Annotated in this window: 15 protein-coding genes; 11 read left to right on the forward strand and 4 right to left on the reverse strand. The window is 58.6% G+C overall.

From position 1 onward, the window contains the following. Positions 1-318: 318 nt before the first annotated feature. The 4 genes from lpxC to ligA all read left to right on the forward strand — a co-directional run bounded on the left by lpxC (position 319) and on the right by ligA (position 6,391). Positions 319-1,275 carry a UDP-3-O-acyl-N-acetylglucosamine deacetylase gene (gene lpxC, locus QD461_RS07995; RefSeq protein WP_414087245.1) on the forward strand — a complete coding sequence of 319 codons (957 nt, stop codon included), beginning with the start codon at positions 319-321 and terminating at the stop codon, positions 1,273-1,275. A 284-nt stretch (positions 1,276-1,559) separates the two neighbouring features. Continuing rightward, positions 1,560-2,429, forward strand: a complete 870-nt coding sequence (locus QD461_RS08000) for an outer membrane protein assembly factor BamD (RefSeq protein WP_414087246.1) — start codon at positions 1,560-1,562, stop codon at positions 2,427-2,429. A 12-nt stretch (positions 2,430-2,441) separates the two neighbouring features. Further along, positions 2,442-4,115: a DNA repair protein RecN gene (gene recN / locus QD461_RS08005; RefSeq protein ID WP_414087247.1), complete on the forward strand. Its 1,674-nt coding sequence runs from the start codon at positions 2,442-2,444 to the stop codon at positions 4,113-4,115. A 122-nt stretch (positions 4,116-4,237) separates the two neighbouring features. Continuing rightward, on the forward strand, positions 4,238-6,391 hold the full coding sequence (gene ligA, locus QD461_RS08010) for an NAD-dependent DNA ligase LigA (protein WP_414087248.1): 2,154 nt from the start codon (positions 4,238-4,240) through the stop codon (positions 6,389-6,391). 41 nt (positions 6,392-6,432) lie between these two features. On the opposite strand, the gene QD461_RS08015 is transcribed toward ligA, so the two are convergent. Next, on the reverse strand, positions 6,433-6,969 hold the full coding sequence (locus QD461_RS08015; RefSeq protein WP_414087249.1) for a GNAT family N-acetyltransferase: 537 nt from the start codon (positions 6,967-6,969) through the stop codon (positions 6,433-6,435). Between the two features lie 318 nt (positions 6,970-7,287). Here QD461_RS08015 and QD461_RS08020 point away from each other — a divergent pair, with 318 nt between their 5' ends. The 3 genes from QD461_RS08020 (at position 7,288) to QD461_RS08030 (ending at position 8,875) form a co-directional block, all read left to right on the forward strand. Further along, positions 7,288-7,611, forward strand: a complete 324-nt coding sequence (locus QD461_RS08020; protein ID WP_414087250.1) for an ArsR/SmtB family transcription factor — start codon at positions 7,288-7,290, stop codon at positions 7,609-7,611. A gap of 37 nt (positions 7,612-7,648) precedes the next feature. Then, a complete protein-coding gene (locus tag QD461_RS08025) occupies positions 7,649-8,092 on the forward strand; it encodes an SRPBCC family protein (RefSeq protein ID WP_414087251.1) in 444 nt (147 codons plus the stop codon). Positions 8,093-8,380: 288 nt separating this feature from the next. Next, positions 8,381-8,875 carry a CreA family protein gene (locus tag QD461_RS08030; protein WP_414087252.1) on the forward strand — a complete coding sequence of 165 codons (495 nt, stop codon included), beginning with the start codon at positions 8,381-8,383 and terminating at the stop codon, positions 8,873-8,875. Between the two features lie 268 nt (positions 8,876-9,143). On the opposite strand, the gene QD461_RS08035 is transcribed toward QD461_RS08030, so the two are convergent. Beyond that, positions 9,144-9,608: a chemotaxis protein CheW gene (locus QD461_RS08035; protein WP_034477031.1), complete on the reverse strand. Its 465-nt coding sequence runs from the start codon at positions 9,606-9,608 to the stop codon at positions 9,144-9,146. Between the two features lie 453 nt (positions 9,609-10,061). Between QD461_RS08035 and QD461_RS08040 the strand changes: the two genes are divergently transcribed. From QD461_RS08040 to QD461_RS08050, 3 genes are read left to right on the forward strand one after another with little or no spacing between them, the layout of a single operon-like run. After that, the gene (locus QD461_RS08040; RefSeq protein WP_414087253.1) at positions 10,062-10,664 is read left to right on the forward strand and encodes an SCO family protein; all 603 of its coding nucleotides are present in this window, start codon (positions 10,062-10,064) and stop codon (positions 10,662-10,664) included. Between the two features lie 8 nt (positions 10,665-10,672). Beyond that, the gene (locus QD461_RS08045; protein WP_414087254.1) at positions 10,673-11,815 is read left to right on the forward strand and encodes an FAD-dependent oxidoreductase; all 1,143 of its coding nucleotides are present in this window, start codon (positions 10,673-10,675) and stop codon (positions 11,813-11,815) included. Between the two features lie 20 nt (positions 11,816-11,835). Beyond that, positions 11,836-12,714, forward strand: coding sequence for a 50S ribosomal protein L11 methyltransferase (locus QD461_RS08050; RefSeq protein ID WP_414087255.1), 879 nt, complete (start codon positions 11,836-11,838; stop codon positions 12,712-12,714). 212 nt (positions 12,715-12,926) lie between these two features. Here the strand turns inward: QD461_RS08050 and QD461_RS08055 are convergent, their stop codons facing one another. Next, on the reverse strand, positions 12,927-13,067 hold the full coding sequence (locus tag QD461_RS08055; protein ID WP_184703814.1) for a hypothetical protein: 141 nt from the start codon (positions 13,065-13,067) through the stop codon (positions 12,927-12,929). A 342-nt stretch (positions 13,068-13,409) separates the two neighbouring features. Here QD461_RS08055 and QD461_RS08060 point away from each other — a divergent pair, with 342 nt between their 5' ends. Further along, a complete protein-coding gene (locus QD461_RS08060) occupies positions 13,410-15,245 on the forward strand; it encodes an aminopeptidase P family protein (protein WP_414087256.1) in 1,836 nt (611 codons plus the stop codon). 50 nt (positions 15,246-15,295) lie between these two features. On the opposite strand, the gene QD461_RS08065 is transcribed toward QD461_RS08060, so the two are convergent. Further along, complete coding sequence (locus QD461_RS08065) at positions 15,296-15,607, reverse strand: AzlD family protein (RefSeq protein WP_414087257.1); 312 nt, start codon at positions 15,605-15,607, stop codon at positions 15,296-15,298. Positions 15,608-15,609: the final 2 nt, after the last annotated feature.

A 15,609-nucleotide genomic window follows, 5' to 3' on the forward strand; every position in this document is an offset into this window, starting at 1 on the left:
CAACTTTTTAATAGGTTGCTAACCATCCTGATGAAATCCGGGGCTGAAAAGCTCCGGATTTCCTTATTTTAGACTTGTTGTCATATCTGGAATTACCCAACAAATTCAATCATCTGCTTTCGTAACAATGCGAAAGAAACAGTGATTTGGAATGCGGTGCCTCGGCGCGTATGTAGATAGCAAGCAAGGTTGCGGAATCACATTCGGCAATGAACGTATGTGGCATGCGCGGCATAGTTAACAGACTGGACCGGCGATAAGGGTAAGTGTTCGAAGATGACCGCCCGGCATGGATCAGACAGACGAAGGCAGAATTATATGGCGATCGGATTGCTGGGTTTTCAGACCACTATTGCAAACCCTGTGACACTTTCGGGTATCGGCGTTCATTCCGGCGCCAATGTGTCTATTACTCTATATCCGGCCGAGGCCGGCACCGGCGTGGTTTTCCAGCGCATTCACGGCAATGGCGAAGTGACCGAGCTGCGCGCCGTTTCCTCGCAGGTTGGCAACACTGATCTTTGCACCGTTCTCGGCTTCTCGCCGGCACGCTCCATCGCGACCGTGGAGCACGTGATGGCTGCGATCTATGCAATTGGCCTCGATAACGTCGTGATCGAAGTAACGGGCGCCGAGATGCCGATCATGGACGGCAGTTCCTATCCTTTCATCGAAGCGATCGAGCAGGTCGGTATCGTGTCGCTCGGCGTCAAGCGCCGCTACATCCGCGTGACCAAGCCGGTTCGCATCGAATCCGGCGGTTCCTGGTCGGAGTTCCGCCCCTATGACGGCACACGGTTCGAAGTCGAGATCGATTTTGCCTGCCCGCTGATCGGCCGCCAGAAGTGGGAAGGCGATCTGACTGCCGAGACCTTCAAGACCGAATTGTCGCGCGCGCGTACCTTCGGTTTCATGCGCGACGTCGAGCCGCTCTGGGCTTCCGGCCATGCATTGGGTTCATCGCTCGAAAATTCCGTCGTCATCTCGGACGACAACACGGTTATCAACGTTGAGGGCCTGCGTTATCCCGAGGACGAGTTCGTTCGTCACAAGACGCTGGATGCAGTTGGCGATCTCGCGCTCGCAGGCGCGCAGTTCATCGGCCATTATCGTTCCTATCGGGGTGGTCATCGCATGAATGCAAACGCCCTGAAGGCACTGCTGAGCGATCCGAAAGCTTATGATGTCGTCGAAGCACCGGCGCAGCGTCAGCGCGCTCATGGCCGCGAATTCGTCCCGGTGAACGCTCCGGAATTCGCGCCCTGGTCGGCGTGAACTTTCGGAATCGAAGCAAGATGAGAGTGCCGCTCCGATGAGGGGCGGCTCTTTTTTTGACCGGCGATTCGCAGCTTTGCCTGCGGTTGTTGCAAGACGTGAAAATCCGGCAGCCCGCAAAGAATTCCCTGTCAAAACAGTGATTAAGCCTGCTGAAATCCGGTCTTTGCCACAAAAATGCGTTAATGCATCATCAATGCGTTGCCCTGATGGTGTTTTTGCGGCTAGAAACGCCAGCGAGAGAACGCCGTCTTCGCAACGACGGCTAGTGGGACAGTGATCCGATGAGTTTTGCAAGGTCTGAAAGCATGAATGTCGCAGCGCGGGTTTTGCTCGTATCGCTCCTTCTGGCCGGTACCAGTGCTGTGGTGACGGGTTGTAATACGAAGAAGGATATCGACATCACCAAGCTCGGTGTCGATACGGATCCGCCGGAATTGCTCTACAACCAGGGCCTTGCCAACATCAAAGCCGGCAACATGACCGAAGCCGGCAAGAAGTTCGACGCCATCAACCAGCAGCAGCCCTTCTCAGAATGGGCGCGCAAGGCCATGGTGATGAGCACCTTCGTCAAGTACCGCACGGGTCGCTACGACGATGCCGTGCAGACGGGCAACAGTTATCTGAAGCAGTATCCGGGCTCAGAAGACGCAGACTACGTCCAGTATCTGGTCGGCTCTTCCTATGCGAAGCAGATCGTCGACGTCACGCAGGATCAGCGCGCCGCGCAGCAGACGATCGAGGCGATGACCAAGCTCGTCAACAACTATCCGAAGTCGCAATATGTCAGCGACGCGCAGGAAAAGATCCGTTTCGCCAAGGATCAGCTGGCCGGCAAGGAAATGCAGGTTGGGCGTTATTATCTTGAGCGCAAGGACTATCTTGCCGCCATCTCCCGCTTCCGCATCGTCGTGGAACAGTATCCGACGACCAACCAGATCGAAGAAGCTCTGGCACGTCTCGTCGAGGCCTACTACGCGATGGGCATCGTGCCGGAAGCGCAGACGGCAGCCGCTGTTCTCGGCCACAACTATCCGGACAGCCGCTGGTACAAGGATTCTTATCAGTTGCTGAAAAAAGGCGGCGTGGATCCGAGCGAAAACTCCGGCTCGTGGATTTCCAGAGCAGGCAAGAAACTTCTTCTTGGGACGTGAGATTGAGCGCAGATGCTGATCCAGCTTTCGATCCGCGATATCGTTCTGATCGAGCGGCTGGATCTTGCCTTCGAGTCCGGGCTTTCGGTGCTGACCGGTGAGACGGGCGCAGGCAAATCCATCCTGCTTGACAGTTTGTCGTTGGCCCTCGGCGGGCGCGGCGATGGAGGGCTCGTGCGTCATGGGGAAGATCGCGGCCAGGTGACTGCGGTCTTCGATGTCGGCACGCAACATCCTGCCCGCAAGCTTCTGCGCGAAAACGGCATCGATGACGACGGCGATCTGATTTTCCGCCGCGTCCAGTCGGCTGACGGCCGCACCAAGGCATTCATCAACGATCAGGCGCTCAGCGTTCAGCTCATGCGCCAGATCGGGCAGCACCTCGTCGAAATTCATGGACAGCACGACGACCGGGCTCTGGTCGACACGGATGCGCATCGCATGTTGCTCGATGCGTTCGCCGGTCTTGCTGAAGAGGCTCAAGGGGCGGGGAGACTTTACAAGGTCTGGCGCGACAACGAGCGCGCTCTGAAGAAGCACAGGGAGCAGGTGGAGAAGGCGGCACGCGAGGCGGATTACCTTCGTGCATCCGTCGAAGAATTGCAGAAACTCTCACCGCAAGACGGCGAAGAAGACGAGCTTGCGGAAAAGCGCTCGCGAATGATGAAGGCTGAGCGTATTGCCGGCGATATCGCCGAAGCGTCGGAATTCCTGAACGGCAATGCCTCGCCCGTGCCACATATTGCGTCGCTGGTTCGACGCCTTGAGCGCAAGAGCCATGAAGCGCCCGGCTTGCTGGAAGACACCGTGGCGCTGCTCGATGCTGCCCTCGACCAGCTTTCCAATGCGCAGATGGAAGTCGAAGCCGCATTGCGCAAGACAGAATACGATCCCCGCGAATTGGAGCGGGTCGAGGAGCGTCTGTTTGCACTACGCGGCGCTTCCCGCAAATATTCGGTGCCGGTCAGCGAGCTGCCGGCTCTCGCAGAGCGCATGGTCTCGGATCTAGCCGATGTCGACGCCGGCGAGGAAAGGCTTGCAAAGCTCGACGCCGAGCTTGTAGCCGCCAAGGCGGAATATGATGTTGCAGCGCGCAGCCTTTCGGAGAAGCGCCGCCACGCGGGCGAGGCGCTTGCTAGCGCCGTCATGGCGGAATTGCCGGCATTGAAGCTCGAGCGGGCACGCTTCATGGTGGAGATCACGACCGATCCGGAAGCGGGCACCGCAGACGGTATCGACGTCGTTGAATTCCACGTTCAGACGAATCCGGGCACGCGCCCAGGTCCGATCACCAAGGTTGCCTCCGGTGGCGAACTCTCGCGCTTCCTGCTTGCATTGAAGGTAGCGCTTGCCGATCGCGGCTCGGCGCCAACTCTCGTCTTCGACGAAATCGACACCGGCGTCGGCGGCGCCGTTGCGGATGCTATCGGCCAGCGGCTGAAGCGCCTGTCCGATCGCGTGCAGGTGCTTTCCGTCACCCACGCACCGCAGGTCGCCGCGCGTGCCGCGACGCATCTGCTGATCTCCAAGGGGCCTGTCGCGGACGGCTCAGAAAAGATTTCGACGCGTGTTGCGACGATGGAACCAAAGGACCGCACCGAGGAAATCGCCCGCATGCTCGCAGGTGCTTCGGTAACGGAAGAGGCGAGGGCCGCCGCCAAGCGCTTGCTTTCTGGTAACGGTTGATCTCCAAGCAGGTTTTCCAATCTGAATTTTCCCGTTGTATTTGCGCGCTGCGAACGGAAAACCGCTTCGCACTTTTTCTCGAAGTGCTCTAAAACATCTTCGAAATCGGGGAGTGTAGATTCATGAGCACCGAACAGAAGCCCGTCGAGAATTTGACCGAAGAGGAAGCGGCTGCGGCGCTGGCCTATCTGGCCGCCGAGATCGCGCGCAACGATGCGCTCTATCATGGCAAGGACGCGCCGGAGATTTCGGACGCCGACTATGATGCGCTGAAGCGGCGCAACGATGCCATCGAGGCGCGTTTCCCGGTCTTGATTCGTGCCGACAGCCCGTCGCGCCGGGTTGGTGCGGCACCGTCGGAGACCTTCGCACCCGTTGTGCATGCAAGGCCAATGCTGTCGCTCGACAACACGTTTTCGCAGGAGGATGTCGAGGATTTCGTTGCCAGCGTCTATCGCTTCCTCGGCCGCCTGCCGGACAACTCCATCGCCTTTACAGCTGAGCCGAAGATTGATGGCCTCTCCATGTCAATCCGCTACGAGAACGGCCGCATGGTGAGCGCGGCAACACGCGGCGACGGCACGACCGGGGAAAATGTTACCGCGAATATCAGAACCATCATTGAAATCCCCCAGACGCTGCCCGCAGACGCGCCTGCTATCGTCGAGGTGCGCGGCGAGGTCTATATGGCAAAGAGCGACTTTCTCGCGCTCAATGCGCAGATGGAGGCAGAGGGCAAGCAGACCTATGTCAACCCGCGCAACACGGCGGCAGGGTCCTTGCGCCAGCTCGATGCGAAGGTGACGGCCAGCCGCAAGCTGAAATTCTTCGCCTATGCTTGGGGCGAGATGTCGGACATGCCGGCCGATACGCAATATGGCATGGTGCAGGTCTTCAAATCCTGGGGCTTCCCGGTCAATCCACTCATGGCGCGATTGAATTCCGTAGCCGATATTCTCGGCCACTACGAGCAGATCGGTCTTCAGCGGCCGGACCTCGACTACGATATCGACGGTGTTGTCTACAAGGTGGACAGCCTGGAACTGCAGGCGCGCCTCGGCTTCCGTTCGCGCTCACCGCGCTGGGCGACGGCGCATAAGTTCCCGGCGGAACAGGCATTTACGCGGCTTGTGGGTATCGATATCCAGGTCGGCCGCACGGGCGCGCTGACACCGGTTGCGCGCCTAGAGCCGATTACCGTTGGCGGCGTGGTCGTGACCAATGCGACGTTGCACAATGCCGACTACATCAAGGGCATCGGCAACAAGGGCGAGCCGATCCGCGATGGCCGCGATATTCGTGTCGGCGACATGGTCATCGTTCAACGGGCAGGCGACGTCATTCCACAGATCGTCGATGTCGTGATGGAGAAACGCGAGCCGTCGAGCGTGTCCTACGAGTTTCCGAAGGTTTGCCCGGTCTGCGGCAGCCATGCAGTGCGGGATATCAATGAAAAGACCGGCAAGGTGGATGCTGTCACGCGCTGCACCGGCGGCTTCATCTGTCGTGCGCAGGCGACCGAGCATCTCAAGCACTTCGTTTCGCGCAATGCCTACGATATCGAAGGCCTCGGTTCGAAGCAGATCGACTTCTTCTTCGAGAGCGAGGATCCGGCGCTGCAGATCAGGACCGCGCCCGATATCTTCACTCTCGAGAAGCGTCAGCAGGCTTCGCTTGCGAAGCTGGAAAATATCGACGGTTTCGGCAAAGTCAGCGTCGGCAAGCTTTACGCGGCCATCAATGAGCGGCGCCAGATTGCCTTACATCGCTTCATTTTCGCGCTCGGTATCCGCCATGTCGGCGAGACCACGGCCAAGTTGCTGGCGCGCTCATACGGCACCTACGCTGCTTTCGAAGCCGGCATGAAGGAAGCGGCTCCGCTTTCAGGCGATGCATGGAACGACCTCAACAATATCGAGGGCATTGGTGAGGTGGTGGCGTGCGCCATCGTCGAATTCTACAAGGAGCCGCGCAATACCGAGGTGATTGCAAAGCTTCTGGAGCAGGTGCAGCCGCAGGAAGCCGAACAGCCGGTGACTTCGGGCAGTCCCGTGACCGGCAAGACGGTGGTTTTCACCGGCTCGCTGGAGAAGTTCACGCGCGACGAGGCCAAGGCCAAGGCGGAGAGCCTCGGCGCAAAGGTTTCCGGCTCCGTGTCAAAGAAGACCGACATCGTCGTGGCCGGCCCGGGGGCCGGCTCGAAGCTCGACAAGGCTCGGGAATTCAACGTCCAGGTTTTGACCGAGGACGAGTGGCTGGATCTGATCGGCGGATAGGCGGTAGGGCGGCGTGATCATATCCTGCCGCCCTTGATCGATCAGAATCTCAACCGTGCCATTGTGAGCGCATCGACATACTCGCCGTTGCGGAACGCAAAGGCACGCAGCCGCCCTTCTGTTTCGAAGCCGAACTTTTCATAGAGGCCGATCGCCGGGAGGTTGTCCGCATAGACGGTCAATTCCAGGCGCTTGATCGCCAGCCAGTTGTCGGCGGTGTCAATCAGCGCGCTCAGAAGCGCTGAACCGATGCCGCTGCCCGTGAAATCGTCGTGCACGCCCATACCGATCTGGCCGATGTGAATGCGGCGGCCGGAGAGCCGTGTCAGGCCCGCGCTGCCGACGACTTGTCCATCGACTTCAGCGACGATGCCGGTCGAGTTGGGTGACGGCTTCTCCAGCCATTGCCGGGTTTCCTCGATGTTTTGGAACGGCAGGCGCAGGGTGCCGGCGCGAAAGCCGGGAAGATTGGCGATTGCCGCAATTGCTTCGGCATCGGACATCCGGGTCGCGCGGATCGTGACCGGACGCACTGTGCTGGATCGTCGCTTTACGGGCTCTTGCTGTTCAAAAGACATTGGCTCTCCTTGGTTTTGGAGAGGAGAGCTAGGGAGCGTCAACCCTGCTCGCCTCGGCAGGGTTGAGATGGATCGCAGTCAGCTCAGCGCAACATAGCTTCCACTCGCCCTGCAAGGGGAGAGATGGTGATAAGATGCATGACTGTGGCGAGAAGTGCGATCATGAGGCGATGATCCGACGCTATGCCACTATTGTCAATTGCATCTCGTCAATTTTGCTCCCGCCGTTCGCAAGAGTGTCCCTGGATGACATCTTGACAGGCAACCATTTGGCTACTTATAAGAAGAAAACAGGCAACCAAATGGTTCCGTATTTCTATGAATGACGATGCAGTGTTCAAAGCTCTGGCGGATGCCAGCAGGCGGCAGTTGCTGGACCGGCTCTATGAGCAAAACGGCCAGACGCTGAACGCGCTTTGCGAGGATCTCGCTATGACCCGACAAGCGGTGGCAAAGCACCTCGCCATTCTGGAGGAGGCCAATCTGGTGTCGACGGAGAAGCAGGGGCGGGAGAAGCTGCATTTCATCAATTCGGTGCCGATCAACGAGATTGCCGAGCGCTGGATCAACAAGTTCGAGCACCGGCAGCTAAGCGCGCTTTCGGCCTTGAAACGGGCTCTCGAAAGCGAGAGCGGTTCGTAACCACCAAAGCAAGAATAGTGAATCAAGGAGAAATGACATGACTGGAAGTAAGTTCGTCTACGTCACATTCATCCGCACTTCGCCGGAGAAACTCTGGTCGGCGCTGACGACGCCGGAATTCATCAGGCAATATTGGTTCGACATGACGCATGAGACCGATTGGAAAGTTGGCTCGCCCTGGAAGATGCTTTTCCCTGATGGCCGCGTTGCCGATCTTGGAGAAATCTCGGAATTTGATCCGCCCAAGCGCCTCGCTTTCAAATGGCGGAACGAATGGCGTTCAGATTTGAAGGTCGAAGGTTGGTCTCGTTGTATTTTGGAGCTGGAGCCGGCGGACGACGCCGTCAAGCTGACCGTTACTCACACGATCGACGTCGAGAACTCCAAGTTCATTGAAGCCGTTTCCGGCGGTTGGCCGAAGATACTATCCAATCTCAAGTCGCTGCTGGAGACCGGAAAGGTTGCCATCGCGCACAAGTGAGAGTCATCCTCGCATGTCGAGAAGCGCAACTTTGTCTAAAGCGCATCGCGATCTCTGTGAGATTCGCTTCCGGCGCTTTAGGCTTTCGATTTCACGCGTGTCGTTGGTTCAAAGCCACTGTAAAGTTCCGTATTGAATATATTGAGTGACGGCGCTTCATGACCGCAACTGCCGTCGCTGCCCATTGACAAGCCCGCTTGTGAGCCGGGGTCCCTTGCATCGGTCATTTGCCATCTTACGTTAGCGGTGCCGCGCAAGCTCCCGGCGGCTGATGATGGAGGATGATCGATGATCCCACTGAAGTTCTGTGCCGCCATTGCTGCGTCGTTCCTAGCCCTTGCTCCCTTTTCCGCGTCCGCCGAGGTTGTCGGCAAGGTCGGCGTGGACTGGACTGGTAATGATATTCTGGTCGACGCCGTGCCGGATCCGGAAGTTTCAGGCATCACCTGTCACGTGACCTATTTCGACCGCAGCGTTATCGACAGGTTGCGAAAGGGCAACTGGTTCGAGGATCCTTCGAACAACTCCATCGCCTGCCGCCAAACCGGACCGATCGAGATCGGCAATATCAATCTGTCGCAGAGTGGCGAAGAGGTGTTTCGCGCCGGATTGTCGCTGATCTGGAAGAAGCTGGTCGTCACCCGCATCTATGACAAGAAGAACGATACGCTGGTCTATCTCATCCATTCGCGCCAGTTGGCGGACGGGTCGGCCAAGATGGCTATCTCGACCATACCGCTCTTCGGTCAGAACGTGAACTGGAAGAATGGCAAGCCGAAATAGAGCCGCCCGAGCATCTCGGTCGTGGCAGACAGGGCGATAAATACCAAAAAAAGTCTTACTCTTGGGTTGCCGAATTCCTTCTGGTTGCTTTCGGTTTGCACTTTTTTGATGCATTTTCGAAGACGAACAAGGGAGGTGACTCTTCCGCTTGTTCACGGCCTGCATGACTGGCGCATTGGCTACACCCCTGCCAATGCTGGTCACACAAAAATCGATCGCCCTGAAGCGAGGCTCCAGGGCGATTTTTGTTTGCGCTAACTTATTGAAGTTATGCAGCTTGTGCCAGCTGGTCGGCAATGATCGTGTCGAGGTTGAGGAAGCAGACCATCGACTTTTCCAGAGCCACAATGCCGCGGCAGAAGGCGCGCTGCGTTTCGGGAATGATTTCCGGTGCCGGCTGCAGATCCTCGCTCTTGATGGTCATCATGTCGGAAACCTGTTCGACCAGAAGGCCAACAAGCTTGCCGGCGATATCGGTCACGATGATGGCAGAGCGCTCGGACGGCTCAGTCATCTTCATGCCGAGACGGCAGGCCATGTCGATGACCGGGATCACCGCGCCACGCAGATTGATCAGGCCGAGCACGTAGGGTGGCGTGTGCGGCATCGGCGTCACCGGCGCCCAGCCGCGAATTTCGCGGATGGCCATGATGTCGATGCAGAACTCCTGATCGCCGAGGTGGAAGGAGACGATTTCCAGATAAGCGCCGGCTTGTTTGATGGCGTTCGTCATGATTGAGGGTTTCCCGTTTGGCGCCGCTGGCAGGAGGCGCTGGCAATTGAAAAGAAAGATCGGCTGGAGCGGCTTGAGCAGCGACAGCGTCCGGTGCGTCGGCGGGAAACGCCTGGCTGTTCCGGCGGGCGTCATGCCCTTCTGACGTAAATCGACTTGCCGCGTATTTCGGCATGGCCGAAGTCGAACGCGACATCTGCCGTAGATGTTCGCGTGGACAGGTTAGGATTGCTTTAACACTGAAACGGAATTTATCTGTGCTAGCCTGGCGGGGAGGCGAACGCGGGTGCCGGGATGCAACGGTAGGGGTAAGGCTGCCTGCTGCGGCAATTTCGGCGTGTTCGGCACATCTTCTTGAATTGCGTCCTCAACTTCGAGCGGCTACACCGATTGGTATATCGGCCGTACCCTCATTCGGGTGCCGTCGCCGAGGTTGGATGAGGAATGGCCGTCATGAGAAGCGTGCGAATTGGTGTCTGGGTGGCCGTATTGATCGTCGCCGGCATATTGGGCTGGCTGAGCTTCGGGGGCGGCAAGGCGCCGAATGTCGCTGCAACAGGGCCGTACGGCGTGCCCTTTACCCTGGTTTCGCAGAGTGGGCAGCCGATCAGCGAGCAGGCGTTTCGCGGCAAGCCTTCGGCCGTATTCTTCGGCTATACGCATTGTCCGGATGTCTGCCCAACGACCTTGTTCGAGCTGAACGGCTGGCTGGAGAAGGTCGATCCGGATGGCAGCAAGCTCAACGCCTATTTCATCACCGTGGATCCCGAGCGCGATACGCCCGAAATCATGAACCAATATGTTTCCAACGTTTCGAAGCGTATCACAGGTATTTCCGGCGATCCGGCCAAGGTGATGGACATGGTCAAGGGCTTCCGCGTTTATGCTAAGAAGGTGCCGGCGGATGAGAAGCAGCCGAACGGTGAATATACGATGGATCACACGGCCTCGGTCTTCCTTCTCGATGCTTCCGGCGGCTTTGCCGGAACCATCGCCTATCAGGAAGATCCGGATGTGGCAGTGAAGAAGCTGGAGAAGTTGATCAAGAAGGGATAGGAGCTTGGATGGGAAACGGGGCTAGCAAGGAAAGAAGATCCATTCTGATTGCAGGGGCGGGGCCTGCCGGTCTCACCGCGGCGCTCGAGCTTGCCCGGCGCGGCTTTGCGCCACGCATCGTCGATGATAGCTCCGGCCCCACGCCCGCCGAAGAGAGCCGCGCTCTTGGGGTCAACGCCCGCACGCTGACTTTGCTTTCTCCCTCCGGTGTCGCGGAGCGCATTATCGAAGCTGCCCAATCCATCGATCGTTTCCGTTTCCATTCCGGCGAAAAGACGCTTTTCGAGCTGGATCCAAGGCAGGTGAGCGGCCGCTTCAGCGCCATTCGCGGCCTGGCCCAAGGGCATACGGAGCGCCTGCTGATGGCAGCGCTTGCGAGCTACGGCATCGCGCCTGAATGGCAAACGGCGATCGTTGCAGGCGAGATCGCCGATTTGCAGAGGCCGGAGGTTACGCTTCGGCATCCGGACGGTACAATGCAGACGGTTCGCCCGGATATTCTGGTCGGTGCCGATGGCGCCCATTCCGCCGTGCGGAAGGCCATGGGCGCAGGCTTTCCGGGCGAGGCGCTGGAGGCCTATTTCTATCTTGTCGATTTTCGCTATGCGGAGCCCGTCGATACCCATTTCGGTGATGTCTCCGTGTTGGATCCTGGCATGATCGGTCGCTTGCCGGTGGCATCTGATGTCATTCGCTATATTTCGACGCTGGAGGATTTCGAAAACCGGATCGTTCATCCGGCCGCGATTGCCGAAAGGATCTGGGCCTCGCAGTTTCGCATTCATTTTCGCCATGTCGAACCGATGGCCAAAGGCAACGTGTTTTTGGCAGGTGATGCCGCTCATATTCATTCGCCCGCCGGCGCCCGCGGCATGAATCTCGGTATCGAAGATGCCTGCTGGCTTGCCTGGCTCATTGCGGAAGGCCGCGAACAAGAGTATTCGGCCTTGAGAATTCCCGCCGTAAAACAAGTGTTGAAGCAGACTTATGGCCTGACGCGACTGATCACCATGACAAATCCGCTGGCAATTGCGGCGCGCAATCTCCTTGCGCCGCTGCTTTTGGGCTTCGGACCAGTGCGACGAGCCCTGCTTCGGAGCATAGCCGGTTACGATACGCCAAGGCCGCCGTGGATCGACTGGGCCGAGTAAGAACGAGAAAGAACGACGAGTTGAGCGAAATCCGCCTTTATGTGACGACGACCGAGAAAGAGGCAGGAGAGATCCTCGACCTGATGACGCCGGTTTTCGAGGATGAGGAACTGCCGATCGCGACGACCGAGATCGACGAGAAGAAAGATATTTGGGAAGCCTCCATCTATCTCTATGCTGACGAGGAAGAAGACGTCCGCAGCCGTTTTGAAGCGCTCCTGAAGCCAACGTTTCCGGGTTTATCCGTTCAAAAGGAAGTCATTCCCGATATCGACTGGATCGCAAAATCGCTTGAGGGATTGAAGCCCGTCCGTGCCGGGCGCTTCCTCGTTCATGGTTCGCATGATCGCGACAAGGTCGGCGCGAGCGATATCGCGATTGAGATCGAAGCCGGACAGGCGTTCGGAACAGGCCATCATGGGACCACGGCCGGCTGCCTCGAAACGATCGAGAAGGTTCTTGCCAGCCGTCGCGTACGCAACGCGCTCGATCTCGGCACCGGTAGCGGCGTTCTGGCAATCGCCGTGCGCAAGCTGCGCAATATTCCGGTCCTGGCGACCGATATCGATCCGATTGCCGTTCGCGTCGCCCGGGAAAATGTCCGCGGCAACGGGATTGCCTCAGGCGTTACGCTAGAGACTGCGCCGGGCTTTCATTCCACGGCTTTCTCGCGTCATGGGCCTTTCGATCTGATCATAGCCAACATTCTGGCGCGTCCGTTGATCAAGATGGCACCGCAGCTGGTCGCGCATCTGGCGCCGGGCGGCTCGGTCATTCTTTCGGGCATCCTGGCTGAGCAGCGTTGGAAGGTGCTTGCCGCCTACAACGGCGCGAAGCTGCGTCACGTCCGGACGATCTGGCGCAACGGCTGGGTCACCATTCATCTCGACCGACCCTGAGCCGGTCGGCTTTTTCCTGACGTGACGTGATTCTGGCCAGAGGAAACATAAAAGGCGGTGCCGAAGCACCGCCTTCAGATCGGCTTTCGCCGATCTTGCCCGCGAGCGTGTGTGGAGGAGTGCTCAAGCGGGCTCTAGCGTTCTGATCATGATCCGGGAGGGAGGAGGAGAACCGGACCGCGATCTGCTTAGAACGCCTAGCGCATAAACTCTTAGCGGCGGTCGCCGCGGCTTGCGCCGATTGCCCGTGCGGTTTCGACTTCGAGCTGACGAAGTGCGCCGACGGAGTGGCGTACGGTGCGACGCTCGCCAGCCAGCGCCGGGCTAACATATGCGGAGCGAGTGATAGGCATTGTCTTTAGTCCTTAGTTCGAGCTGGTTCTTCGTGAACCCCGTTTGATGCGGCCGATATAGCGACTCGTTCCTCTGAGTGGCAGGGGGGAGGCTTCATGGGAGCTATGCGCCATATGCATATTGTCTGCCGTGAAGATGTCACAATCAGACGGCGATGCTCATGAAATGGGCGGATTCGTTAACGGCATCGTGAAGGATACGAGCGGGCAGGGCTGCCGAATAGCCACCGCATCGATAGTTTTCGCAGAGCGAGGAAAATCACGTCGCACTTCGAGCATTGATGCTCTAACATACTGGCACCATTCAGTTTCACGGATTCTCCATCAGTCTCGGATCAAGCCATGTTTCAGTCTTTTGACGTCACCTCCACCCCGCAGTTCGGCCGCGAGCGCGTTGCCGGCCTGCGTGCCGCTTTCGGCGATCTCGGTATTGACGGCTTCCTGGTGCCGCGTGCCGATGAATATCAAGGCGAGTATGTACCCCAATGCTCGGAGCGCCTGGCATGGCTGACCGGCTTCACTGGTTCGGCAGGTGTTGCGCTTGTGACACATAGCCAGGCGGTGGTTTTCGTGGACGGCCGCTATGTCACCCAGCTTGCTGAGCAGGTCGATGGAAGCGTCTTCACAGGCGGCGATCTGGTGAACGAGCCGCCGCATGTCTGGCTGCCGCGACATGGCAAGAAGGGATTCCGCCTGGGGATCGATCCTTGGCTGCATACCGGCGCGGAAGTGCGGCGGTTGGAAAAGGCTCTAGCCGAGATCGATGGCAAGCTGGTGTTTCTCCCTCATAATCCGCTCGATAAGCTCTGGTCGGATCGTCCCGCAGAGCCGCTCGGTGGCGTCATCATTCAGGATATCGGTCAGGCGGGCGTTCTCGCCAAGGACAAGCTCGCGACGATCGCGGCCAATCTCAAAGAAAAGAACCTCAAGGCGGTATTGATCACCGATCCGTCGTCGGTCGCGTGGATTTTCAATATCCGCGGTAGCGACGTGCCGCATACGCCGCATCCGCTGGCGCGTGCCATCATCCATGCCGAGGGCGCAGCGGAACTCTTTCTCGACAAGCGCAAGACCAAGGTCGAAGCCGAAGCCTATCTTGCGCAGATATGCAAGCAGCTGCCGCCTGCTGAACTCACCAAACGCCTCGCCGCGGCTGCGGCCAATGGCGGACGCATTCTCGTCGATCCGGATCTGGCTCCTTATGCTCTCACGGACATCATCCGCCGCGAGGGCGGCGAGATTGTCGAAGGCAGCGATCCCGCCAAATTGCCGCGCGCCTGCAAGAATGCTGCCGAAATCAACGGCTCTGCCGCGGCGCATCTGCAAGACGGCGCCGCCATGGTCGAGTTCCTCTATTGGCTGGAGACGAGCAAGCCGGGAACGGTGACGGAAATTGCCGCTGCCGAACGCTTGGAAGCCTGCCGCGCCCGCGTCGGCGAGAGCATGCAGAACCCGCTGAAGGATATTTCCTTCGATACGATTTCAGGCGCTGGCGAGCATGGCGCCGTCATCCACTACCGCGTGACGACGGCGAGCGACCGGCTGATCGAGGCGGGCGAATTGTTTCTGATCGATTCAGGCGCGCAATACATCAACGGCACCACCGATATCACGCGCACAGTCGGTATCGGCGCAGTCCCTGAAGAGCAGAAGCGCTTCTTCACGCTGGTGCTGAAGGGGATGATCGCCATCAGCATGGCGCGGTTCCCGAAGGGCACGCGCGGCTGTGATCTCGATCCGCTGGCGCGCATCGCGCTCTGGAAGGCGGGCGTCGATTATGCCCATGGAACTGGCCATGGCGTCGGTTCCTATCTTTCCGTGCATGAAGGGCCGCAGCGCATCGCTCGGCTTGCCGTTCAGGAACTGCTGCCCGGCATGATCCTGTCCAACGAACCCGGCTACTATCGCCCGGGTCATTTCGGCATCCGTATCGAAAACCTGATCTACATCCGCGATCCGGAGGAGATCGAAGGTGGCGACATACCGATGCTGGGCTTTGAAACGCTGACCTTCTGCCCGATCGACCGCAGCCTGGTGCTCGTCGAATTGCTGACGCATGAGGAACTGCATTGGTTGAATGAATATCACGCGCGGACGCGTGAGGCCTTGATGCCGTTGATTCACGATCACGACATCCGCGCATGGCTTGAAAATGCCACGCTCGAGTTGAAGCACTAAAAGGCGCTGGCCCCATCCCGGCACAAGGCGAGATGGGGCTTTTTAACGTCTCAGGCGCCGATAGAATGGCGCCATGCCATCACGATGATCCAACCTGCGACCAGCATATAGGTCGAGGGAAAGCGCAGGCCGACAAGAAGGGCTGCTAGCATGGCCACTTTCGTATCCCAACCGCCTATGAAGAAGGCGGGCGCGACGAGGGTCGTCAGGACGGCTGCAGGAACAGCGTTCAGCGCCGCTTCAACACGCGGCGGAATGCGGGTCATCTTGACGATCAGGATGTAGCCGCCGATTCGCGTCAGGAAGGTCACGACGGCCGCGGCTGCGATCAGCAGGACCATATGCGAATTGAAATCGAACATGG

The organism is Rhizobium sp. BR 314 (assembly GCF_047445805.1).
In the GTDB taxonomy this organism is placed as follows: domain Bacteria; phylum Pseudomonadota; class Alphaproteobacteria; order Rhizobiales; family Rhizobiaceae; genus Rhizobium; species Rhizobium lusitanum_B.